This is a genomic window from Pseudonocardia abyssalis, assembly GCF_019263705.2.
In the GTDB taxonomy this organism is placed as follows: Bacteria; Actinomycetota; Actinomycetes; order Mycobacteriales; family Pseudonocardiaceae; genus Pseudonocardia; species Pseudonocardia abyssalis.
In genome coordinates this window covers 5,594,141-5,616,264 of record NZ_JADQDK010000001.1, presented here as the reverse complement: position 1 = coordinate 5,616,264, position 22,124 = coordinate 5,594,141, and the positions used below count along the sequence as shown (strand labels likewise).

The 22,124-nt window shown below is 71.4% G+C and carries 20 protein-coding genes; 3 read left to right on the top strand and 17 right to left on the bottom strand.

The window, feature by feature from the left end; all coding sequences use genetic code 11:
* Positions 1-4 precede the first annotated feature (4 nt).
* The 16 genes from nuoN to I4I81_RS27500 form a co-directional block, all read right to left on the bottom strand.
* Positions 5-1,588 (bottom strand): NADH-quinone oxidoreductase subunit NuoN, encoded by a 1,584-nt coding sequence (gene nuoN / locus I4I81_RS27575; RefSeq protein ID WP_225926304.1) that lies wholly within the window; start codon positions 1,586-1,588, stop codon positions 5-7.
* A gap of 8 nt (positions 1,589-1,596) precedes the next feature.
* Positions 1,597-3,198, bottom strand: a complete 1,602-nt coding sequence (locus tag I4I81_RS27570; protein WP_218604935.1) for an NADH-quinone oxidoreductase subunit M — start codon at positions 3,196-3,198, stop codon at positions 1,597-1,599.
* Positions 3,198-5,144 carry an NADH-quinone oxidoreductase subunit L gene (gene nuoL, locus I4I81_RS27565; RefSeq protein ID WP_226363603.1) on the bottom strand — a complete coding sequence of 649 codons (1,947 nt, stop codon included), beginning with the start codon at positions 5,142-5,144 and terminating at the stop codon, positions 3,198-3,200. Before nuoL ends, I4I81_RS27570 begins: the two co-directional genes overlap by 1 nt.
* Positions 5,145-5,190: 46 nt before the next feature.
* Positions 5,191-5,490: an NADH-quinone oxidoreductase subunit NuoK gene (gene nuoK, locus I4I81_RS27560; protein ID WP_218604934.1), complete on the bottom strand. Its 300-nt coding sequence runs from the start codon at positions 5,488-5,490 to the stop codon at positions 5,191-5,193.
* On the bottom strand, positions 5,487-6,308 hold the full coding sequence (locus I4I81_RS27555) for an NADH-quinone oxidoreductase subunit J (RefSeq protein WP_218604938.1): 822 nt from the start codon (positions 6,306-6,308) through the stop codon (positions 5,487-5,489). Before I4I81_RS27555 ends, nuoK begins: the two co-directional genes overlap by 4 nt.
* Before the next feature lie 2 nt (positions 6,309-6,310).
* Positions 6,311-6,850, bottom strand: coding sequence for an NADH-quinone oxidoreductase subunit NuoI (nuoI, locus tag I4I81_RS27550; RefSeq protein ID WP_218616435.1), 540 nt, complete (start codon positions 6,848-6,850; stop codon positions 6,311-6,313).
* Positions 6,851-6,855: 5 nt separating this feature from the next.
* Positions 6,856-8,121, bottom strand: a complete 1,266-nt coding sequence (gene nuoH, locus I4I81_RS27545) for an NADH-quinone oxidoreductase subunit NuoH (protein WP_218616631.1) — start codon at positions 8,119-8,121, stop codon at positions 6,856-6,858.
* Positions 8,122-8,159: 38 nt separating this feature from the next.
* Entirely contained in the window at positions 8,160-10,616 is a 2,457-nt protein-coding gene (locus tag I4I81_RS27540) for an NADH-quinone oxidoreductase subunit G (RefSeq protein ID WP_218603651.1), read from the bottom strand.
* On the bottom strand, positions 10,613-11,905 hold the full coding sequence (gene nuoF, locus I4I81_RS27535) for an NADH-quinone oxidoreductase subunit NuoF (RefSeq protein WP_218603650.1): 1,293 nt from the start codon (positions 11,903-11,905) through the stop codon (positions 10,613-10,615). The genes I4I81_RS27540 and nuoF overlap by 4 nt, the downstream gene beginning before the upstream one ends.
* Positions 11,902-12,696 carry an NADH-quinone oxidoreductase subunit NuoE gene (nuoE, locus tag I4I81_RS27530; protein ID WP_218603649.1) on the bottom strand — a complete coding sequence of 265 codons (795 nt, stop codon included), beginning with the start codon at positions 12,694-12,696 and terminating at the stop codon, positions 11,902-11,904. The genes nuoF and nuoE overlap by 4 nt, the downstream gene beginning before the upstream one ends.
* Positions 12,693-14,003 carry an NADH-quinone oxidoreductase subunit D gene (locus I4I81_RS27525; protein WP_218603648.1) on the bottom strand — a complete coding sequence of 437 codons (1,311 nt, stop codon included), beginning with the start codon at positions 14,001-14,003 and terminating at the stop codon, positions 12,693-12,695. The genes nuoE and I4I81_RS27525 overlap by 4 nt, the downstream gene beginning before the upstream one ends.
* Complete coding sequence (locus I4I81_RS27520; RefSeq protein ID WP_218603647.1) at positions 14,000-14,857, bottom strand: NADH-quinone oxidoreductase subunit C; 858 nt, start codon at positions 14,855-14,857, stop codon at positions 14,000-14,002. Before I4I81_RS27520 ends, I4I81_RS27525 begins: the two co-directional genes overlap by 4 nt.
* Complete coding sequence (locus I4I81_RS27515; RefSeq protein WP_218603646.1) at positions 14,854-15,450, bottom strand: NuoB/complex I 20 kDa subunit family protein; 597 nt, start codon at positions 15,448-15,450, stop codon at positions 14,854-14,856. Before I4I81_RS27515 ends, I4I81_RS27520 begins: the two co-directional genes overlap by 4 nt.
* Position 15,451: 1 nt before the next feature.
* A complete protein-coding gene (locus tag I4I81_RS27510; protein WP_218603645.1) occupies positions 15,452-15,817 on the bottom strand; it encodes an NADH-quinone oxidoreductase subunit A in 366 nt (121 codons plus the stop codon).
* Positions 15,818-16,062: 245 nt separating this feature from the next.
* Positions 16,063-16,755: a demethylmenaquinone methyltransferase gene (locus I4I81_RS27505; RefSeq protein ID WP_218603644.1), complete on the bottom strand. Its 693-nt coding sequence runs from the start codon at positions 16,753-16,755 to the stop codon at positions 16,063-16,065.
* Positions 16,756-16,994: 239 nt separating this feature from the next.
* A complete protein-coding gene (locus tag I4I81_RS27500) occupies positions 16,995-18,158 on the bottom strand; it encodes a glycosyltransferase family 4 protein (protein ID WP_218603643.1) in 1,164 nt (387 codons plus the stop codon).
* Between the two features lie 143 nt (positions 18,159-18,301).
* Here I4I81_RS27500 and I4I81_RS27495 point away from each other — a divergent pair, with 143 nt between their 5' ends.
* The 3 genes from I4I81_RS27495 to I4I81_RS27485 all read left to right on the top strand — a co-directional run bounded on the left by I4I81_RS27495 (position 18,302) and on the right by I4I81_RS27485 (position 21,608).
* Positions 18,302-19,117 carry an inositol monophosphatase family protein gene (locus tag I4I81_RS27495; RefSeq protein WP_218603642.1) on the top strand — a complete coding sequence of 272 codons (816 nt, stop codon included), beginning with the start codon at positions 18,302-18,304 and terminating at the stop codon, positions 19,115-19,117.
* Positions 19,118-19,299: 182 nt separating this feature from the next.
* The gene (locus tag I4I81_RS27490; RefSeq protein ID WP_226363566.1) at positions 19,300-20,667 is read left to right on the top strand and encodes an IS4 family transposase; all 1,368 of its coding nucleotides are present in this window, start codon (positions 19,300-19,302) and stop codon (positions 20,665-20,667) included.
* A gap of 86 nt (positions 20,668-20,753) precedes the next feature.
* Entirely contained in the window at positions 20,754-21,608 is an 855-nt protein-coding gene (locus tag I4I81_RS27485; protein WP_218604292.1) for a DMT family transporter, read from the top strand.
* On the opposite strand, the gene I4I81_RS27480 is transcribed toward I4I81_RS27485, so the two are convergent.
* Positions 21,609-22,076, bottom strand: a complete 468-nt coding sequence (locus I4I81_RS27480; protein ID WP_225924715.1) for a DUF3592 domain-containing protein — start codon at positions 22,074-22,076, stop codon at positions 21,609-21,611.
* Between the last annotated feature and the right edge of the window lie 48 nt (positions 22,077-22,124).

Sequence of the window (22,124 nt, the reverse complement as noted above, 5' to 3'; positions counted from 1 at the left end):
CACGTCAGCTTACGAACACTCCGCCGGCCGCCCACTCCAAGGCCAGCGTCGGGAGGATGCCCAGCAGCAGGGTGATCAGCACACCGAGTGTGATCGCGGCCGTGGTGAACGCCCCGGGGATGCTGACGGCCGGGCCGTCCGCGGCCGGCTCGTTGAAGAACATCAGCACGATGACGCGCAGGTAGAAGAACGCCGCGATCGCGCTCGCGACCAGCGCGATCACCACCAGGGGGGTCATCCCGTCGGCCAGCGCCGCCGAGAACACGGCGAACTTGGCGGTGAAACCGCTGGTCAGCGGGATACCGGCGAGTCCGAGCAGCAGGAACGCCATCGTGTACGCGAGCACGGGCGAGCGCTTCGCCAATCCGGCCCACTGCGACAGGTGCGAGGCCTCGCCGTCGGCGTCGCGGACGAGGCTGATCACCCCGAAGATCGCGATCGTGTTGAAGCCGTAGGCGAGCAGGTAGAACAGCGTGCCCGAGATGCCCTCCGGCGTGACGGCCATCGCACCGAGCAGCAGGAATCCCGCGTGCGCGACCGACGAGTACGCCACCATCCGCTTGATGTCGGTCTGGGTGAGACCGATCACGGCCCCGATCGCCATCGACGCGATCGCGACGGCCCACAGCACCCCGCGCCACTCCCAGCGGGTGTCGCCGAACGCCACCTGCAGCACGCGCAGGATGGCACCGAACGCCGCGACCTTCGTGCAGGCCGCCATGAACGCCGTGACGGGCGTCGGGGCACCCTGGTAGACGTCCGGGGTCCAGGTGTGGAACGGACCGACCGACGCCTTGAACATCAGGCCGACGACCAGCAGCGCGAGCCCGCCGAACAGCAGCGCGTCCGACCGCGCGGAGCCGACCGAGGCCTCCGCGATGTCGGAGAACCGCACCGAACCCGCGTAGCCGTAGATCAGTGCGAGGCCGTAGAGGAAGAACGCCGAGGCGAACGCGCCCAGGAGGAAGTACTTGACCGCCGCCTCTTGCGACAGGAGCCGGCGCCGCCGCGCGAGCCCGCACATCAGGTACAGCGGCAGGGAGAGCACCTCGAGCGCGATGAACATCGTCAGCAGGTCGTTCGCCGAGACGAACGTCATCATGCCGCCGAGGGCGAAGAACGTGAACGGGAAGACCTCGGTCTGCATGGTCGGCGCCTGGTCCGGCGAGCCGTAGTCGCGGTCCTCCGGACCGGTCCCCGTGCCCGTCGTCCCGCCGCCGACGGCCGCGCGCGCGATCGCCGACGGGATGAACGCCCCGCCGGGCTCCACCGAGCGGTCGGCGATCAGCAGCACGCTGGCCAGGCCGAGCGCGAGGAGGGTGCCCCACAGGAACAGCGTGGGCCGGTCGACGGCCAGCGCCGCGGACAGCGTGACCACGCCCTCCGGGCCGCTGTTGCCCGCGTACACGCCGAGCGAGAGCCCGGCCGCCGCGATGCCGACGACCGACAGCGCGACCTGGGCCGGCCAGCGCTGGTGGCGCGGCAGGAACGCCTCGACGAGCACGCCGACCAGCGCCGTGCCGAGGATGATCAGCAGCGGTGCGACGGCCGCGTAGTCGATCGGGGGCACCTCGATGCCCTGGGCCAATACGGAACTCACTGGGCCAGTCCTCCCACCGGGTCGGACAGGCCGACCTCGTTCAGGGTGTCGATCACCGACGGGGTGATGACGTCGAGCACCGGGCCGGGGAAGAACCCGAGCACCAGGATGAGCACGATCAGCGGGGTGAGCACGGCGATCTCGCGCCTGCCCAGGTCGGGGAAGTCCGACGAGTCACGGGATGCCTCGACGGCCGGGTCGAGCATCGTGCCCGGCCCGCCCTTCCCACCGACGGCGGCGAGGACCGCGGCGCCGCGCACCGGGCCCTGCATGACCTGCTGGTAGACCCACAGCACGTACAGCGCGGCGAAGATGATGCCGACCGTGGCCAGGATCGTGAAGACGGGCTGGCGCGGGTAGGACCCGACGAGCACCAGGAACTCGCTGACGAACGAGTTGGTGCCCGGCAGCGCCAGCGACGACAGTCCGGCGATCAGGAACGACCCGGCCAGCAGCGGCGCGAGCTTGTGCACGCCGCCGTAGTCGCCGACGAGCCGCGACCCGCCGCGGGCGATCAGCAGGCCGACCACGATGAACAGCATCCCGGTCGAGATGCCGTGGTTGACCATGTAGAGCGTGGCCCCGGCGAACGCCTGGCTGGAGAAGGAGAAGATCCCCAGCGCGATGAAGCCGAAGTGCGCGATCGAGGTGTAGGCGACGAACCGCTTCATGTCGGTCTGGCCGACGGCGAGCAGCGCGCCGTAGAGGACGCCGATCACCGCGAGCGTCAGGACCAGCGGCGCGAGGCGCTGGCTGGCCAGTGGGAACAGCGGCAGGCAGTAGCGCAGGAAGCCGAACGTGCCGACCTTGTCCAGGACGCCGACCAGCAGCACGCCCGCCCCGACCGGGGCCTCGGCACCGGCGTCGGGCAGCCAGGTGTGGAACGGCACCAGCGGCGCCTTGATCGCGAACGCGAGGAAGAAGCCGAGGAACAGCCAGATCTGGGTGGTCTCGTCGACGCCCGCGGCCATCCGCTGCAGCTCGACCCAGGTGAACGTGCCCTGGCCCAGCTCGGTGCCGCTGACGACGAACAGCCCGATCACCGACGCGAGCATGATCAGCCCGCCGAGCAGCGAGTACAGGAAGAACTTCACCGCCGCGTACTGGCGGCGCGGGCCGCCGAAGCGCCCGATCATGAAGTACATCGGGACGAGCATCGCCTCGAAGAACACGTAGAACAGGAAGACGTCGGTGGCCGCGAAGACCCCGACGAGCAGGCTCTGCGTGGCGAGGATCAGCGCGAACAGCCCGCTGACGCTGCGGCCCTCGGGGAGCTTCTCCTCCCACGAGAACAGCAGCACGATCGGCACCAGCACCGCGATCAGCGCGAGCATCACCAGCGCGATGCCGTCGATGCCGAGCGCGAACGACGTGCCGAACGCGGGGATCCAGGGCACCGACAGCTCGAGGGCGAACCGGCTGTCGGACCGCGCGCCGAGGTAGGCGAACCAGACGACGGCGGTCAGCGCCAGCGAGGCGAGCGAGAAGCCGATCGCGACGAGCTTGGCCAGCCGGGCGTTGGCCCCCACGGTGGCGACGACCGCGGCCCCGACCATCGGGAGCAGCAGCAGGGTGAGCAGCAGCAATCCTGAGTTCATCAGACGAACCTCACCGCGAGCAGGGCCGCGATGACGAGCACCGTGCCACCGAGCATGGACAGCGCGTAGGACCGGACGAACCCGGTCTGGAGCCTTCTCATCCGCCCCGACGTGCCGCCGAGCAGGGCGGCGGTGCCGTTGACGACCCCGTCGACGCCCCTGTTGTCGACGAACACCAGTGCGCGGGTGAGCCAGGTGCCGGGCCGCGCGATGAGGGCCTCGTTGACGGCGTTGGCGTAGAGGTCGCGCCGGGCCGCCCGCACCGGCAGGGACACCTGCTCCGGGCGCTCGACCGGGGTCTTCCTCCGGCCGACCGTCAGGTACGCGACCAGCACGCCGATCACCGAGATCCCGACGACCAGGAACGGGGTGAGCGAGTGCGGCACGGCGTTGGCCTCGCGCTCGACCAGCTCGCCGATCGAGGGGGCGAGCCACTCCTCGAGCACGTTGCCGTTGTGGAGCAGGAAACCGGCGAAGACCGAGCCGAACGCCAGCACGATCATCGGCACCGTCATCGACAGCGGCGACTCGTGCGGGTGGTAGTCCTGCCCGTCGGCCGACTTCAGGTCCTTCCAGCGCTTCTCGCCGAAGAACGTCATCAGCATCAGGCGCGTCATGTAGAACGCGGTGAGCCCGGCCGCGAGCAGCGCGGCCCCGCCGAAGACGTAGCCCTGCCAGCCCGGCGAGTCGAACGCCGCGGCGATGATCTCGTCCTTGGAGAAGTAGCCGGACAGGAACGGGAAGCCGATCAGCGCGAGGTAACCCAGGCCGAACGTGACGAACGTGATCGGCATGTAGCGGGCGAGCCCGCCGTAGCGGCGCATGTCGACGTCGTCGTTCATCGCGTGCATCACCGAGCCCGCCCCGAGGAACAGCCCGGCCTTGAAGAAGCCGTGGGTGAGCAGGTGGAAGATGCCGAGTGCGTACCCCGCCGGGCCGAGGCCGACGGCCAGGATCATGTAGCCGATCTGGCTGACGGTGGAGTAGGCGAGCACCTTCTTGATGTCGTCGTAGGCGCACCCGATGATCGCGCCGATCAGCAGCGTGATCACACCGATGATCGTGACGACGAGCCGGCCCGTCTCGGACAGGTCGTAGATCGGGCTCGCCCGCGCGATCAGGTAGACGCCGGCGGTGACCATCGTCGCCGCGTGGATCAGCGCGGAGACCGGCGTCGGGCCCTCCATCGCGTCGGGCAGCCAGGACTGGAGCGGGAACTGGCCGGACTTGCCGCACGCCCCGAGCAGGAGCAGCAGCGTGATCGCGAGGACCGCGCCGGGGTCGATCTCCCCGATGCCCGCGAAGACCTCGGTGTACTGGACGGTGCCCAGCTGCGTCCACAGGATGAAGATCGCGATGGCCAGCCCGACGTCACCGACGCGGTTCATCAGGAACGCCTTCTTGGCGGCCGTGGCCGCGGACGGGCGGTCCTGGTAGAAGCCGATCAGCAGGTACGACGCCAGGCCGACGCCCTCCCAGCCGAGGTAGAGCATCACGAAGTTGTTGCCCAGCACCAGCAGCAGCATCGCGGCGACGAACAGGTTGAGCTGCCCGAAGAACCTGCGGCGGCCCGGGTCGTGGCTCATGTAGCCGACCGAGTAGATGTGGATCAGCGATCCCACACCGGTGATGAGCAGCACGAACGTCAGCGACAGCGGGTCGAGACGCAGCCCGAAGTCGATGTTCAGCCCGGCGACGGAGATCCAGTCGAACAGCGACAGCTCGCGGGTGCGCTCCTCCGCCGGGAGCGCGACCGTCTCCAGGAAGATCGCCAGCCCGACGCCGAACGAGGCGAGCACCGTGAGCACGCCGAGCCAGTGGCCCCACGCGTTGGCCCGTCTGCCCGCGACGAACAGCAGCAGTGCCCCGACCGCGGGCAGCACGAACAGCAACCAGGCCAGCGACGCGACGCCGGTGGCGGTGCCGACCTCGGGCAACTCCGTCACGGGGTCACCTCGCGTCGGTACGGGGTCCTGAGCACGGGGAGCACTCCTAGTACTTGAGCAGGTTGGCGTCGTCGACCGACGCGGTCCGGCGGGTGCGGAAGATCGAGGTGATGATCGCGAGGCCGACCACGACCTCGGCGGCGGCGACGACCATCACGAAGAACGCCATGACCTGGCCGTCGAGGTCGCCGTTGATGCGCGCGAACGTCACCAGCGTCAGGTTCACGGCGTTGAGCATCAGCTCGATGCACATGAACACGACGATCGCGTTGCGGCGCACCAGCACGCCCACCGCGCCGATGCTGAACAGCAGCGCGGAGAGCAGCAGGTAGTAGGTGGGGGTCACTTGTCCTCCACGTCGCGGGCGGACTTGTCGGAGGAGCGGCCGGTGAGCGCGTGCGCATCGGGGAGCACGTCGTCGACCGGGGCGACAGGGGTGGCATCGATGATCGCCGCGACCGACTCGGGGGCGATCGAGCCGTCGGGAAGCAGTGCGGGCACCGCGACCGAGTTGGCCGTGGCGAACACGCCGGGGCCGGGCAGCGGGGAGATGCGGTCGTGCTCGCCGCGCAGGCGGGCCTCGACGGTGGCGCGCTGGCCGCGCTTGTTGTGCGCGGCGGACTGCGCGAACGCCAGCACCATCGCCCCGAGCGCCGCGGTGATCAGCAGCGCCGAGGTGAGCTCGAACGCGAACAGGTACTCGGTGAAGATCAGCTGCCCGATGCCGGCGATGTTGTTGCCGGAGCCCTGGCCGCCCGCGGTGAGCCCGGCCGACTGCACCGAGACCAGCGACGGGCCGATGCCCGCGACGAGCAGACCGGCCAGGCCGACGCCGAGCACGAGGCCCGCGACGCGCTGGCCGCGCAGCACCTCGACCACGGAGTCGGAGCTGTCGCGCCCGACGAGCATGAGCACGAACAGGAACAGCATCATCACCGCGCCGGTGTAGACGATGATCTGCACGAACCCGAGGAACGGGGCCTGCTGCACCATGTAGAACACGGCCAGGCAGAACATCGTCAGCACCAGGAACAGCGCCGAGTGCACGGCGTTGCGGGCGAAGATCATGGCCAGCGCCGCGGCGAGCGCGACCGGGCCGAGGATCCAGAAGACGACCGCCTCACCGGTGGAGACGGTGTCGACCGCGGCCTGGGCGAGAACCATGCTCATCGGCCCGTCTCCGCGGCCACCGCGGTCATGTCGACCTTCGCCAGGCTCGGGCCCTGCACGTAGTAGTCCTGCTCGTGGTCGCCGAGCCGCATCGGGTGCGGCGGCTGCTCCATGCCGGGCAGCAGCGGGGCCAGCAGGTTCTCCTTGGTGTAGATCAGGTTCTGCCGGTCGTCGTCGGCCATCTCGTAGAAGTTGGTCATCGTGAGCGACCGGGTGGGGCAGGCCTCGATGCACAGGCCGCAGCCGATGCAGCGCAGGTAGTTGATCTGGTAGATCGCGCCGTAGCGCTCACCCGGGGAGTAGCGCTCCTCCTCGGTGTTGTCGCCGCCCTCGACGTAGATCGCGTCGGCCGGGCAGGCCCAGGCGCAGAGCTCGCAACCCACGCACTTCTCCAGCCCGTCCGGGTGCCGGTTGAGCTGGTGGCGCCCGTGGTAGCGGGGGGCGGCGGGCGGGAAGTTCTCGGGGTACTCCTCGGTGACGACCTTCTTGAACATCGTCGAGAAGGTGACGCCGAAGCCCTTGAAGAACTCGAACATTCTCTTCACTCCTTCCCGGAGGAGAGGGGGGCGGGCTCGCGGGCGGGCGGCCGGGCGCGCAGCTTGTGCCGCGACGGGGTGGGCACGGCGAGGTCGAGCGGCGGCACCGGGTAGTCCGACGCCAGCTCGATCACCGACTCGGTCTGCTGGCGGTCGGGCACCAGGAACGCCACCAGCAGGACGACGGCCAGCACGATCCCGATGACGAACAGCAGCGCGGTGAGGTCGCCGCCCTCGCTGTTGCGCCAGGTACGGATCGCGAAGATCGTCAGGATCCACAGCAGGCTGCCGGGGACCAGCACCTTCCAGCCCAGCCGCATGAACTGGTCGTAGCGCAGGCGGGGCAGCGTGCCGCGCAGCCAGATGAACAGGAACAGGAAGATCGAGGTCTTGATCAGGAAGGCGACGAACTGCAGCCAGCCGTTGTCGGCGATGAACGCGGGGAGGAACGGGATCTGCCCACCGCCGAGGAACAGCGTGGTGGCCATCGCGGAGACCGTGACCATGTTGACGTACTCGGCCAGGAAGAACAGCGCGAACTTCAGCGACGAGTACTCGGTGTGGAAGCCGCCGACCAGCTCCGACTCGGCCTCGGGGAGGTCGAACGGGGCCCGGTTGGTCTCCCCCACCATCGCGATGACGAACACCACGAAGCTCGGGATCAGGAGCCAGCCGAACCAGCCGTTCGCCTGGGCCCCGACGATGTCGGCGGTGCTCATCGACCCGGAGTAGAGGATGACCGCGACGATCGAGAGGCCCAGCGCGATCTCGTAGGAGATCACCTGGGCCGCGGAGCGCAGCGCCGCGAGCAGCGGGTACGGCGAACCGGAGGACCAGCCGCCGAGCACGATCCCGTAGACGCCGATCGAGGAGCAGGCCAGCACGACCAGCACGCCGACGGGGAGGTCGACGAGCTGCAGCACCGTCTGCTCGCCGAAGATCGTGACCTCGCCGCCGAACGGGATCACCGAGAACGCGACGAACGCGGGGATCGTCGCGATGATCGGCGCGATGAAGTAGACCGGTTTGTCGGCCATCACCGGCATGATGTCTTCCTTGAACGCGAGCTTGAGCCCGTCGGCCAGGGACTGCAGCCATCCGCCCGGTCCGGTGCGGTTGGGGCCGGGACGCTGCTGCATCCGGCCCACGACCTTGCGCTCGGCGTTGATCATGACCAGCGTCAGGACCACGCCGATCGCGAACAGCACCACGACCTTGAGCAGGATCAGCCAGATCGGGTCGTCGGCCAGCAGCTGCTGGGTCCGGGTCAACCCCTCCACCGGCTCGGGCTCCTGCGCGAGGTAGGAGATCATGCGGTCACCTCCACCAGGTCGCCGTGCCCGGCGCCGAGCAGCGCGCGGACGCGGGAGTCACCGGAGTTGCCCGGCAGCCACACGACGCCGTCGGGAAGGTCGGTCAGCGCCACCGGCAGCGTGATCATGCCGCGCGTGGTGCGGACGGTCGCCGGGGCGCCCTCGGTGAGCCCGAGGCGCTCCGCGGTGGCCACGTTCACCCGCACCAGCGCGGGCCGCGCCGTGCCGGCCAGTGCCGGCTCGTCGACGGCCAGGCTGGCGTGGTCGATCAGCTGGCGCCAGGTGGCGAGCACCGCCTGGCCGGGCGACGTGGGCCGCTTCGGCTGGCCGGGGGCCGTGGTCGGCGCCGCGGGGGCGGGACCCGAGCGGACGCCGAGGCGGTCGAGCTCGCCCCCGGCGGCCGCCGGGGTCTGCGTGAACAGGTCGACGTCCATCTCGACGGCGAGGGTGTCGAGCACCCGGCAGTCCGGCAGCACGCCGCTGGCGTCGAGGGCGGGCTCGAACGCGCGGCGCCGGCCCTCCCAGTTGACGTAGCTGCCCGCGCGGTGCGCGTCGGGGGCCACCGGGAGCACGACGTCGGCCAGCTCGGTGACCGCGGAGGTGTGCATCTCCAGGCTCACCAGGAACCCGACCTCGCGCAGCGCGGTGATCGCCGCGGCCGGGTCGGCCAGGTCGTAGGGGTCGAGCCCGCCGACGACCAGCGCGGCGAGCTCGCCGTCGGCCGCGGCGGTGAGGATCTCGGCGGTGCCGCGGCCGGGGGTGGCCGGCAGGCTCCCCGCGGCGAGGCCCCACGCCGTCTCGACCTCGGCGCGCGCGGCGGCGTCGGCCACCGGGCGTCCGCCGGGCAGCAGGTTCGGCACCGCGCCGGCCTCGAGCGCACCACGGTCGCCCGCGCGGCGCGGCACCCAGCCGACCGCCGCGCCGGTGCGGGCACCGAGTGCCGCCACCGCGGAGTACAGACCGGGCACCTCGGCGGCGCGCTCGCCGACGAGGACGACCCCGCCGCCGGTCAGCGCCTCGATCACGTGCGCGGGCAGGTCGGCCAGCACCGCGGCCTCGGCCCCCGGGACGGCCGGGACCAGGTTGTCCTTCGCGGCGGGCGAGGCCGCGCCGGTCTCGGGCGAGGTGCGCTCCACCGCGGGGGTGGTCCACTGGCCGAGGTGGAAGACCCGCTGCCCGTGCTTGCGGGCGGCCTTGCGCAGGCGGAGGAAGACGACGGGCGCCTCCTCCTCCGGCTCCAGCGCGACGCACAGCACGGCGGGGGCGGCCTCGAGCCGCGTGTAGCTCAGCTTCTCGGGGCCCTGCCCGACGACGTGGGCGGCCAGGAAGTCCAGCTCCTCGGCCGAGTGCGGCCGGGCGCGGAAGTCGACGTCGTTGGTTCCGGCGGCGACGCGGGCGAACTTGCCGTAGGCGTAGGCGTCCTCGACGGTGAGCCGGCCACCGGCCAGCACCCCGATGCCGCCCTCGCGCGCGGCGGCGAGGCCCCGGGCGGCGACGGACAGCGCGTCGGTCCAGGACGTCTCGGCGAGCACACCGTCGGCGCCCCGGACCATCGGCCGCGTGATCCGGCCGGCGGAGGAGAGGTAGCGGAACGCGAAGCGCGTGCGGTCGTCGATCCACTCCTCGTTGACCTCGGGGTCGTTGCCGGCGAGGCGCCGCAGCACCGTGCCGCGGCGGGTGTCGACGCGGATCGCGGCCCCGCTCGAGTCGTGCTCGGTGACGCCGGGCGTCGACTTCAGGTCGAACGGGCGCGAGCGGAAGCGGTAGGCCGCGCTCGTGAGTGCACCGACCGGGCAGATCTGGATCGTGTTGCCCGAGTAGTAGCTCTGGAACGGCTTGTCGTCGGCCACGCCCACCTGCTGCTGCGCGCCCCGCTCGAGGAGCTCGATGAACGGGTCGCCGGCGATCTCCTCGGAGAACCGGGTGCACCGCTGGCACAGGACGCAGCGCTCGCGGTCGAGCAGCACCTGGGAGGAGATCGGGAGCGGCTTGGGGAACGTCCGCTTGGTCTCCTCGAAGCGCGACTCGGTGCGCCCGGAGGTCATCGCCTGGTTCTGCAGGGGGCACTCGCCGCCCTTGTCGCAGATCGGGCAGTCCAGCGGGTGGTTGATGAGCAGCAGCTCCATCACCCCGGCCTGGGCCTTCTCGGCCACCGCGGAGGTGTGCTGGGTCTTGACGACCATCCCGTCCGCGACGGTCATCGTGCAGCTGGCCTGCGGCTTGGGCATCGGGCGCCCGCCCATCTCCACCTCGACCAGGCACTGGCGGCAGGCGCCCGCCGGGTCGAGCAGGGGGTGGTCGCAGAAGCGCGGCACGATGATGCCGAGCCGCTCGCAGGTGCGGATGAGCAGCTCGCCCTGGGGGGCGTCGATCACGCGGCCGTCGATCGTGAGCCGGACGTGCCCCTCGGGGACGGGCGTGGCGTCGGTGCCCGAGTCCTGGGTCAAGGTCATGCCATTGCTCCAACGGGTTCGACGTTCTGCGCCGCGCACAGGTCCAGGAACTCCTGGCGGAAGTACTTGATGGCGCTGGTGATCGGGCTGGTGGCGCCGTCGCCGAGCGCGCAGAAGGACCGGCCGAGGATGTTGTCGCAGATGTCGAGCATCGTCTCGACGTCGGTGGCGGTGCCGTGGCCCTCCACCATCCGCTCCAGGATCTGCACCAGCCAGTAGGTGCCCTCGCGGCACGGGGTGCACTTGCCGCAGGACTCGTGCTTGTAGAACTCGGTCCACTTCATGACGGCCCACGGCACGGACACGGTCTCGTTGAAGACCTGCACCGCGGTGGTGCCGAGCATGGAGCCCGCGGCCGCCGCTCCCTCGAAGTCCAGGGGGACGTCGAGGTGCTCGGCGGTGAACAGCGGGGTGGACGAGCCGCCCGGCGTCCAGAACTTCAGCGGCACGCCGCCCTTCATCCCGCCCGCGAGCTCGAGGAGCTGGCGCAGGGTGATGCCGAGCGGGGCCTCGTACTGGCCGGGGTGCTCGACGTGGCCGGAGACCGAGTAGATCTTCGGGCCGGGGCTCTTCTCGCTGCCCATCGAGCGGAACCACTCCGAGCCGCCCTGCACGATCGCGGGAACCGAGGCGATGGTCTCCACGTTGTTCACCACGGTGGGCGAGGCGTACAGACCGGACGTGGCCGGGAACGGGGGCTTGAGGCGGGGTTGACCGCGACGACCTTCGAGCGAGTCGAGCAGTGCCGTCTCCTCGCCGCAGATGTAGGCCCCGGCGCCGGCGTGCACCACGATGTCGAGGTCGAAGCCCGAGCCGAGGATGTCCTTGCCCAGGTAGCCCTTCGCGTACGCCTCGTTCACGGCGTTGCGGACGCGGCGGATCGGGTGCAGCGCCTCGCCGCGGATGTAGATCGCGCAGAAGTTCGCGCGGATCGCGAAGCTCGTGATGATGCAGCCCTCGATGAGCGAGTGCGGGTCGGCCATCATCGTCGGGATGTCCTTGCAGGTGCCCGGCTCGCCCTCGTCGGCGTTGATCACGAGGTACTTGGGCTTCGCGCCGGGGCCGTCGGGACCCTGCGGGATGAAGCCCCACTTCAGGCCGGTCGGGAAGCCCGCGCCACCGCGGCCGCGCAGGCCGGAGTCCTTGACGAGCTGGATCAGCTGGTCCGGGTGGGCGGTCAGCGCGGTGCGCAGGGCCTGGTAGCCCTCCAGCTGCTCGTAGGTCTCCAGCGACCACGAGCGCGGCGACTGCCAGCGGCGCGTGAGCACCGGCGTGAGGATGTCGGTCATGACTTCTTCTCCGGCGGGCTCGGGAAGGCGGGCGGGGAGTCCGGCATCGACGGGGCGCTCCAGCCCCGGTCGGTGGCCAGGCGGGCCCCGCGCATGGTCTCGACGGCGCTCGACGCACCCTCGACGGTGTGCTCCAGGTCGGTGAACACCCCGGCCAGCTCCAGGGACACGGTGCGGAAGTCGGTGAGCGCCGCGCCGCGGGTGGGGTGCGGCTTCTCGCCGCGCTGCAGCGCGTCGACCAGCGCGTCGGCGGTGTCGACCGTCTGGTTGTCGAAGAACTCGTAGTTGACCTGCACCACGGGCGCGAGGTCGCACGCCGCGAGGCACTCGGCGTGCTCGAGGGTGATCGAGCCGGTGGAGCCGGGCTCTCCCGCCGTCTCCTCGTGACCGACACCGAGCTTGGTCTTGAGCCGGGTGTAGATGTCGTCGCCGCCGAGCACCGCGCACAGCGTGTTGGTGCAGACGCTGACCAGGTGCTCACCGCAGGGCGTGCGCTTGTACATCGTGTAGAACGTGGCGACCGCGGACACCTCGGCGGTGGTCAGCTCCAGCGCGTCGGCGCAGTAGCGGATGCCGTCCTGGCTGACGTGGCCCTCGACGGACTGCACGAGGTGCAGCAGCGGCAGCAGCGCCGACCGCGACTGCGGGTACAGCGCGATGATCTCCTTGGTGCGCTGGCGCGTGAGCTCGTCGAACACCGGGGAGACCGGCGACTGCGGCGGCGGGCCGTCCCAGACGCGCTCCTCCGGAGCGGCCACGGGCCCGTTCGTCTCCGGGTTGGGGGTGGTCATCGGTCCACGCCTCCCATGACGGGGTCGATCGACGCGACGGCCGCGATGACGTCGGCGACCATGCCGCCCTCGCTCATCGCGGGCATCGTCTGCAGGTTCACGAAGCTGGGTTCGCGCACGTGCACGCGGACCGGACGGGTGCCTCCGTCGGAGACCAGGTGGAAGCCCAGCTCGCCGCGCGGCGACTCGACGGAGGTGTAGACCTGCCCCGCCGGGACGTGGAAGCCCTCGGTGACCAGCTTGAAGTGGTGGATCAGCGACTCCATCGACTGACCCATGATCTTGCGGACGTGCTCGAGCGTGTTGCCCATGCCGTCGGAGCCGACGGAGAGCTGCGCGGGCCAGGCGACCTTGCGGTCCTCGACCATCACCGGGCCCGGCTCCATCTTCTGCACGGCCTGCTCGACGATCTTGAGCGACTCGTGCATCTCCGCGACGCGCAGCCGGTAGCGCGCGTAGCAGTCGGCCTCCGTGGCCACGGGGACCTCGAAGTCGTACTCCTCGTAGCCGCAGTACGGCTCGACCTTGCGCAGGTCCCACGGCAGGCCCGCGGAGCGCAGGATCGGACCGGTGGCACCGAGGGCCAGGCAGCCGTCGAGCGGCAGGTAGCCGACGTTCTCCAGGCGCTGGCGCCAGATCGGCTGGCCGGTGAGCAGCTTGTCGTAGTCGGGCAGGCGCGACCGCATCAGCGCGACGAACTCGGTGACCTTCTCCTCCCAGCCGTCCGGGAAGTCCTGTGAGAGCCCGCCGGGGCGGACGAAGGCGTGGTTCATGCGCAGGCCGGTGAGGAACTCCAGCAGGTGGAGCACCTCCTCGCGCTCGCGGAACCCGGCCGTCATGCCGGTGAGCGCGCCGAGCTCCATGCCGCCGGTGGCCAGGCACACCAGGTGCGAGCCGATCCGGTTGAGCTCCATGAGCAGCACGCGCGCGACGGTGGCGCGGCGCGGCGCCTCGATGCCGAGCAGCTTCTCGACGGCGAGGCAGTAGCCGACCTCGTTGAAGATGGGCGCGAGGTAGTCCATGCGCGTCACGAACGTGACGCCCTGGGTCCAGGTGCGGTACTCGCAGTTCTTCTCGATGCCGGTGTGCAGGTAGCCGATCACCGAGCGGGCCTGCTGGACGGTCTCGCCCTCCAGCTCCAGCACCAGGCGCAGCACGCCGTGCGTCGACGGGTGCTGCGGGCCCATGTTGATGACGATGCGGTCGTCGTGGTCCTCGTCGAGGAGGGTGTCCCAGTCGCCACCGGTGACGGTGTAGACGGGCCCCTCGGTCGTGATCCGCTCGTCTGCCGGAGTGGGAGTGGTCACGAGTACGACCTCCGCTCATCGGGCGGCGGGATCTCCGCACCCTTGTACTCGACGGGGATGCCGCCGAGGGGATAGTCCTTGCGCTGGGGGTGGCCCTCCCAGTCGTCCGGCATGAGGATCCGGGTCAGGGCCGGGTGACCGTCGAAGATCACGCCGAACATGTCCCAGCACTCGCGCTCGTGCCAGTCGGCCGTGGGGTAGACCTCGACGACGCTCGGCAGGTGCGGGTCGTCGACGTCGAGGGCGACCTCGAGCCGGATCCGGCGCCTGTAGGTCATCGACGTCAGGTGGTAGACGACGTGCAGGCGCTGCGCGACGCTCTCGCCGTAGTCGACCCCGGAGATCGAGCTGCACAGCTCGTAGCGCAGGCCCTCGTCGTCGCGCAGGGTGCGGCAGAGGTCGAGGATCCGCTCGGGCTGCACGTAGAACGTGATCTCGCCGCGGTCGACCGTGACCTGCTGGATCGCGCCGGCCGGCACGCCGCGCTCGGCGAGGGCCTCGGTGAGGTCGTCGGCGAACTCGTCGAACCAGCCGCCGTAGGGCCGCTCGGCCGGGGCCGGGGCGTAGCCGGGCAGGCGCAGGCCGCCGAAGCCCGACGTGTCACCGGAGCCGGAGACGCCGAACATGCCCTCGCGGGCGCGGGCGGGGGCCTGCCGGGTGCCGCCCTCGGCGGTGGTACCGGTGCGGTCGACCTCGGCGCCCTCGGCGTCGACGGCCGCCTGCTCGGGCTCACCCGCGGCGGGGGTGGTGCCGCCCGCCGCGCGCTGGGCGTCGCGGTCGGCGCCGCTCGACTCGGCGGAGGACTGCTGCCCGCCGGTGGGTTCGGCCCCGTCCTTGGAGGTTCCTGCGGTCACGACGTCGCCTCGATGGTGTCGGCCGACTTCGGCGCGGTCTTCTTCGCCTTGGGCGCGTACTTGACCGACGACGGGATCATCGGCGTCTTGTAGCCGCTCTCGGCGAGCTCCGTGGCGCGCTTGGCGCCCAGCGGCTCGTCCATGATCTTGGCGTGGATCTTGAGGATCGCGTCCATCAGCATCTCCGGGCGCGGGGGGCAGCCCGGGAGGTACATGTCGACGGGGACGACGTGGTCGACGCCCTGCACGATCGCGTAGTTGTTGAACATGCCGCCGGAGCTGGCGCACACGCCCATCGCGAGCACCCAGCGGGGCTCGGGCATCTGGTCGTAGATCTGGCGCAGGACCGGGGCCATCTTGTTGCTGACCCGACCGGCGACGATCATCAGGTCCGCCTGGCGCGGGGAGGCGCGGAAGACCTCCATGCCGAAGCGCGCGAGGTCGTAGCGCGGCGCACCGGTCGTCATCATCTCGATCGCGCAGCACGCCAGCCCGAAGGTGGCGGGCCACAGCGAGGACTTGCGGGTCCAGTTGACCAGCTTCTCGACGCTGGTCAGCAGGACGCCGCTGGGCAGGTTCTCTTCGAGACCCATGTCAGTTCCAATCCAGGCCGCCGCGGCGCCACACGTAGACGTAGGCGAACCCGACGGTGACGATGAACAGCACGATCTCCACCAGCCCGAACAGCCCGAGCATGTCGGCGCTCACGGCGAACGGGTAGAGGAAGACCATCTCGATGTCGAACAGGATGAACAACATCGCGGTGAGGTAGTACGCCACCGGCATGCGTCCGCCGCCGACGACGGGGTCCGGCGACGGTTCGATGCCGCACTCGTAGGCGTCGAGCTTGGCGCGGTTGTAGCGCCGCGGGCCGATGTAGGGCGCGGACACCACCGAGAACAGCGCGAATGCACCGGCCAGGGCGAACATCAGCACCAGCGGGAGATACGGATCGAGCATCCTGCGCAGTCCTCGCCGTCGACGGATCACATTCCGGGCGCGACCCTAGGTCGCGGTGACCCTCCCGGCCGAAGCCAGGGGAGCCTTACTCGCACCCCGTGCGGGCCTGGTCACCGTCGTGGTCGTCGGTCTCGACGCCCGCTGCGAGTGGTGGTCCGCATGCGGCCTTGCGACTCCTTGTGAAGATATTCACGAAGTCGGGGTGAGTCTAGACACCCGGGTGCGGACGCGCTCGTCCGGTTCGCTCAGCCGTAGCTGCGGCGGGCCCGGTGCAGGGCCACGGCGCCGAGGGTGAGGTCGCGCCAGGCGACCTCACCCCAGCCGGCGCCGGCGATGCGGTCGGCCAGCTCGGGCTGGGGCGACCAGTCGCGGATCGACTCGCCGAGGTAGCGGTAGGCCTCGGCGTTGCTCGAGACCCGCGAGGCGATCGCGGGGAGCACCGTCTCCAGGCCGAGATAGTAGGCGGCGCGGAACGGTGCCCAGGTCGGGGTGCTGAACTCGCAGACCACGAGCCGGCCCCCGGGGCGGGTGACCCGGGCGAGCTCGCGCAGGGCCAGGTCGGTGTCGGCGACGTTGCGCAGGCCGAAGGAGATCGTCACGGCGTCGAAGGACGCGTCGGCGAACGGGAGGTGCAGCGCGTCGGCGGCGACCTTCGGCACGGCGCGGTCGGACCCGGCGCGGAGCATGCCGAGCGAGAAGTCGGCGGCGACGCACCATGCGCCGGAGCGCTCCAGCTCGACGGTGGAGACCGCGGTGCCCGCGGCGAGGTCGAGCACCTTCTCCCCCGGGCGCAGGTCCAGCGCCTGTCGGGTGAGCCGGCGCCAGCGCCGGTCCTGGCCGCCGGACAGGACGGTGTTCGTCACGTCATAGCGCCGGGCGACACCGTCGAACATGGCGGCGACGTCGCGGGGCTTCTTGTCCAGGTCGGCGCGGCTCACGGTGTCGACGCTACCCGCCGGGTACCCGCTCCAGCTCGTTCAGGTACCCGACGCGGGCGCGCTCGGCGAGCTCGTCCCACTCCGGCTCGGGGCGGCCGAGCGCGGTGCCGTCGGCGAGGGACGCGCCCATGCCGTGCAGGCTGATCCAGCGGTGGTCGTAGTCGTGCGGGGTGGCGCGGTCCCACGCGACGGCGTGCGGTGGACGGCGATCATCAGATGAGGCGCGCGCCGGTCGGGCGCTACGCGGCGGCGCGGGCGGTCGTCGACAGGCCGATGACGTCGGAGTAGTGGGCCAGCAGCTCGTCGCACACCGTCGACCAGGTGCGGCGCAGCACCGACTTGCGGGCGGACGCGCCGAAGCGGCGGCGCAGGGCGTCGTCCTCGGTGAGGGCGAGCACGGCGGCGCGCAGCCGGGCGTCGGCGGCGACGGACGCCGGGTCGTCGACGTCGGCGTGATCGGGGCGGGGCGGCACGAGGTAGCCGGTGCGCCCCGGCAGGACGAGGTCGCGCGGCCCGCCCGCGTCCGGCGCGACCACCGGCAGTCCCGACGCGAGCGCCTCCTGCGCGGCCTGGCAGAACGTCTCCGAGGGGCCGGTGTGCACGAACACGTCGAGCGAGGCGTAGATCCGGGCCAGGTCGTCGCCGCCGCGGAAGCCGAGGAACGCCGCGTCCGGCAGCGCCGTGCGCAACCGCTCCTCGCTCGGCCCCGCACCGACGACGACGAGCCGCGTGCCGGGCAGCCCGTCCAGCGCGACGAGCCGCTCGACCTGCTTCTCCGGGGCGAGGCGCCCGACGTAGCCGATCAGCAGTTCGCCGTTCGGGGCGAGGTCCGCGCGGATCCCGGCGTCGCGCTTGGACGGGGTGAACCGGCAGGTGTCGACGCCGCGCGCCCACTGGTGCACCCGCGGCACCCCACGCGCCCGCAGGGCCTCGGTCGCCCAGCTGGACGGCGCCAGGGTGCGGTCGGCCTGGCCGTGCAGCCGGCACGTCCAGCGCCACGCGGCGCGCGCCGTCAGCCCGAGGCCGTAGGAGGAGGCGAAGCCGGCGACGTCGGTCTGGTAGACCGCGACGGTCGGGATCCCGAGGCGCCGCGCGGCGTGGAGCCCCCGGTACCCGACGACGAACGGGGCCGCGAGGTGCACGACGTCCGGGCGGAACCCGCGCAGCGCCGTCAGGATCCGACGGCTCGGGACCCCCACCGGCATCGAGGTGACGACGGGCAGGTCCAGCGAGGGCACGCGGACGATCGGTGCGCCCAGGTAGTCGGTGGGTCCGCCGGTCCCGGGGGCGATCACGAGGACGTCGTGCCCGGCCGCGGTGAGGTGCTCCACCACCCGCAGCACGGAGTTGGTGACGCCGTTGACGACGGGCAGGAAGCACTCGGACACGATCGCGACTCGCACGGGGTGAACGTCCCGCACGCCCATGACCACACACCCAACTCACGGACAACTCCGCATGGCGGTCGCACAGTTGGCCCGGTGATGGGCGACACGTCACCCGGCCGTTCCACCCCCGACACCGGGTCCGGTGACCCTCGGGACACATGAGCCTCCAGCACGAGACGCGCCGCATCCCGCCCGCGGACCCGGGGCTGCTCTCGCGCGCGCTGGAGGTGGCGGGGCGCCTCGCGAACGACGCGGCCGAGGTGATCACCGCGACGGCGGGGCGGGACCGGCTCACCGACACCGTCAAGGCGCACCCCTTCGACTGGGTCACCGACACCGACCGCACGCTGGAGCGGCACACCCGCCGCGTGCTCGCCGCGGAGTTCCCGGACGTGCCGGTGCTCGGCGAGGAGTACGGCGCCGACCCCGGCGTCCACTCGGCGCCGCTGCGCTGGGTCGTCGACCCGGTGGACGGCACCGCCAACTACGTGGCCGGGTTCCCGTGGTGCGCCTACAGCCTGGCCCTGGTCGACGCGTACGGGCCGGTCGTCGGGGTGATCGCCGACCCCAGCCGCGCCCAGATCTACGCCGCCGCCCGCGGTCGGGGGGTGCGCGCGAACGGGGTGCCGGTGCGGATCGCGCCGCGCCCGGTCGTCGGGGGCCTGGTGTGCGCGGAGCTGTCGCTGGAGCGCGCACCCGGGTTCACGGCGCGGGCTGCCGCCGCGCACACCGGCGTCCGCGTGCTCGGGTCGGCCGCGCTGGCGATCACGCAGGTGGCGCTCGGGCACGCCGTCGCCGCCGTGCTGGACCGGTACGAGGAGTGGGACGTCGCAGGGGCACTGTGCCTGGCCTCGGAGGCGGGGGCCGTCGTCGTGGACGCGCAGGGCAACCCCGACCCCCTCCCCACCGACGACCTGATCGTCGCCGTCCCCGGGGCCCTGGACACGGTCCTGGACTGGTGGCACCACCCCTGACCCGGGTTAGGGTCAAAGCCGTTCAGTTAGCGGTCGCGGCTGCTGGTCAAGGATCTTGTTGCGGCGTGTCGTTGCCGGAGATGGGAGCGGAGCTCCGGTAGGAGAGGGCGTCCTCCAAGACAGCCTCGACACCACCGGGAGCTCCGCTGAGCGCGAATTCTGTCATCACCCGGGTCGTCACCGTGGCCGGTGGGTGTTTCGCTCCTGGTCATCTGGGCGAGTTGACCCGGATTGTGCCCTTCGAGATGGTCGATGCCGCGTTGGTCGAGACCCACAGCGTGCAGCGGCGGCTGCGGTTGTTGCCCTCGCGGGTGGTGGTCTACCTCCTGCTCGCGGCCGGGTTGTTCACCGAGATCGGCTGGTCACAGGTCTGGGCGCGGCTGTGCACGGGCCTGGACGGGCTGGGGGTGGCCACCCCGAGCGCGAGCGCGTTGGCCGCCGCCCGAGCCCGGGTGGGGGTGGCGCCGTTGCGGGTGCTGTTCGACCTGCTGCGCGGCGCCGAGACCGGCTGTGTGCAGATCGGCGCCGCCCGCGCCGCCCGCCCGGGAGTGTTCTGGCGGGGCCGGTTGGTCACCGCGGTGGACGGCACCATCCTGTGCTGCCCGGACACCCCGGCGAACCTGACCGAGTTCAGCAAGGGCGGCAGCTCGCACGGCACCACCACCGGCTATCCGATGGTGCGGGTTCTGGCGCTGGTGGCGTGCGGCACCCGCACGATCATCGACGCGGTGTTCGGCACCGACCGGGTCGGTGAACTCGGCTACGCCCCACAGCTGCTCGCATCGACCCGGGCCGGGATGATCGTGCTCGCCGACCGCAACTTCGCCGCCGCCGACTGGATCACCGCACTGGCCGCGACCGGCGCGGACGTGCTGGTCCGGGTCAAGAACCACCGCCGACTCCCGATCTGCCGCACGCTGGCCGACGGGTCGTCGGTGTCCCGGATCGGCCGGGTCGAGGTCCGAGTGGTCACCGCCAAGGTCACGATCACCACCAGCGACAGCGCCCGGACCGAGACCTACCGGCTGGTCACCACCGTGCTCGACCCCGACGTGCCCGCGGTCGAGATCGTCGGGCTCTACCACGAACGCTGGGAGATCGAGACCTGCTTCGCCGAGCTCAAGTCCACCAGCCTGGGCGGGCGGGTCCTGCGCTCACGCACCCCGACCGGGGTCGCCCAGGAGATCTACGCCCTGCTGATCACCTACCAGGTGCTGCGGATCGCGATCAGCGACACCACTCTGCACCGAGCCGACGTCGATCCCGACCGCGGTAGCTTCACCGTCGCCCGCCACGCCGCCCGTGACCAGCTCATCGCCGCCGCCGGCATCATCGCCGACACCGTGCTCGACCTCGTCGGCACGATCGGCCGCCACGTCCTGGACCAGCTCCTGCCCGCCCGCCGAGTCCGAACCAACCCGCGCGTGGTCAAACGCGCGATCTCCAAGTACGTCGCCAGCACCGCCAAAGGCCGCCACCGCGGCCCCAGCCGCCCCGCGCTGATCACCATCGAGATAGAACCGATCTTGACAGCCCAGCCACCGGACTAACTGAACGGCTTTGGGGTTAGGGTCGGACCATCGCCACCACCTCCGGGACCCGCGACGCCGCGGCCCTCCTCGTCCGCGCCACGCCTGTGCTGTTCGTCCTCATCTGGGCCACCGGGTTCGTCGTCGCCAAGTACGCGGCGCCCTACGCCGAGCCCCTGAGCTTCCTGCTGGTCCGCTACGCGGGCGTCGTCGTGCTGATGCTCGTGCTCGCCCTCGTCGCGAGGGCGCGCTGGCCGCGCGGGAGGGCGATCGGGCACCTCGCCGTCGCGGGGATCGGGATCCAGGCCGGTTACCTCGGCGGGGTCTGGGGCGCCGTCGCCGCGGGTATGCCGGCCGGGGTCGCCGCGCTCGTCGTCAACCTGCAGCCGGTGCTCACCGCGGTCGTCGCCGGGCTCACCGGGGCACGACTGGGGCGCGTGCAGGTGGCCGGCCTGGCGCTGGGGTTCCTCGGGGTCGTGCTGGTGGTGTCGAGCAAGCTCACGACGGTCGGGATCACCGCGACGACGCTCGGGCTCACCACGATGGCCCTGCTGACGATCACGATCGGCACGCTCTACCAGAAGCGGTTCTGTCCCGAGTTCGACCTGCGCACCGGCCAGGTCGTGCAGTTCACCGCGTCGATCCTGGTGACGCTGCCGTTCGCGTTCGCGTTCGAGTCGTTCCGCCTCGACTGGACGCCGCAGCTGATCGGCGCGCTGTCGTGGTCGGTGCTCGTACTCACCGGCGGCGGGATCTCACTGCTGTTCCTCATGCTGCGGCGTGGGGCGGCGGCGCAGGTGACCAGCTACTTCTACCTCGTACCCGGCATCACGGCGTTGCTCGCGTTGGTCATGTTCGGCGAGACGCTGGGGTGGTTCGCGGTCGTCGGGATGGTCGTCGCGGTGCTCGGGGTGGCGCTGGCGACGCGCGCGGCACCGCCGACGCCGCAGCCCCCGCAGTAGTCAGGCGCGGCTGCGGCGGCGACGCAGCCAGAACGCGAGCGGGCCGAGCACCACCCACGTCCCGACGACGCCCAGCACCGTCGGGACGATCCCGTCGACGGTGCTGCGACCGGCCACGCGGACCAGTTCGGGCTCGGTGACGTCGTACTCCACGGCCACCCGCTCGCCCGCAGAGAGCCCGCGGGGGTGGAAGACCCCGTTCTCGGGGACGACCGACTGCCCGTTCGCGACGGTGAACCGCACGAGCGTGCGGAAGAACGTCGAGCCCTCCAGCACGTCGGCCTGGGCGGTGGCGCGGTTGCGGTCGATGGCGGCGTCGTCGACGGCGGAGCCGATCAGGGCGAGCCCGGCCAGCACCGTGACCAGCACCGCGAGTCCCAGAACCAGCTCGGGGAGGCGCCTGCGGACGAACCGCGCGGTGGGCGCGACGGTCGCCGCCATCTCGTCGAGTGCCCGCGGTTCCGCCACGGCGACGGAGTCTAGACGCCGTCGCCGAGGCCACTGTGGCCAGCGACT

What these genes read in the sequence shown, in the direction of transcription:
- I4I81_RS27570 (WP_218604935.1), bottom strand. Translation starts at nt 3,198, where the DNA reads ATGAACTCAGGATTGCTGCTGCTCACCCTGCTGCTGCTCCCGATGGTC.
- I4I81_RS27555 (WP_218604938.1), bottom strand. Translation starts at nt 6,308, where the DNA reads ATGGTTCTCGCCCAGGCCGCGGTCGACACCGTCTCCACCGGTGAGGCG.
- nuoI (WP_218616435.1), bottom strand. Translation starts at nt 6,850, where the DNA reads ATGTTCGAGTTCTTCAAGGGCTTCGGCGTCACCTTCTCGACGATGTTC.
- I4I81_RS27540 (WP_218603651.1), bottom strand. Translation starts at nt 10,616, where the DNA reads ATGACCTTGACCCAGGACTCGGGCACCGACGCCACGCCCGTCCCCGAG.
- nuoF (WP_218603650.1), bottom strand. Translation starts at nt 11,905, where the DNA reads ATGACCGACATCCTCACGCCGGTGCTCACGCGCCGCTGGCAGTCGCCG.
- nuoE (WP_218603649.1), bottom strand. Translation starts at nt 12,696, where the DNA reads ATGACCACCCCCAACCCGGAGACGAACGGGCCCGTGGCCGCTCCGGAG.
- I4I81_RS27515 (WP_218603646.1), bottom strand. Translation starts at nt 15,450, where the DNA reads ATGGGTCTCGAAGAGAACCTGCCCAGCGGCGTCCTGCTGACCAGCGTC.
- I4I81_RS27510 (WP_218603645.1), bottom strand. Translation starts at nt 15,817, where the DNA reads ATGCTCGATCCGTATCTCCCGCTGGTGCTGATGTTCGCCCTGGCCGGT.
- I4I81_RS27495 (WP_218603642.1), top strand. Translation starts at nt 18,302, where the DNA reads ATGAGCCTCCAGCACGAGACGCGCCGCATCCCGCCCGCGGACCCGGGG.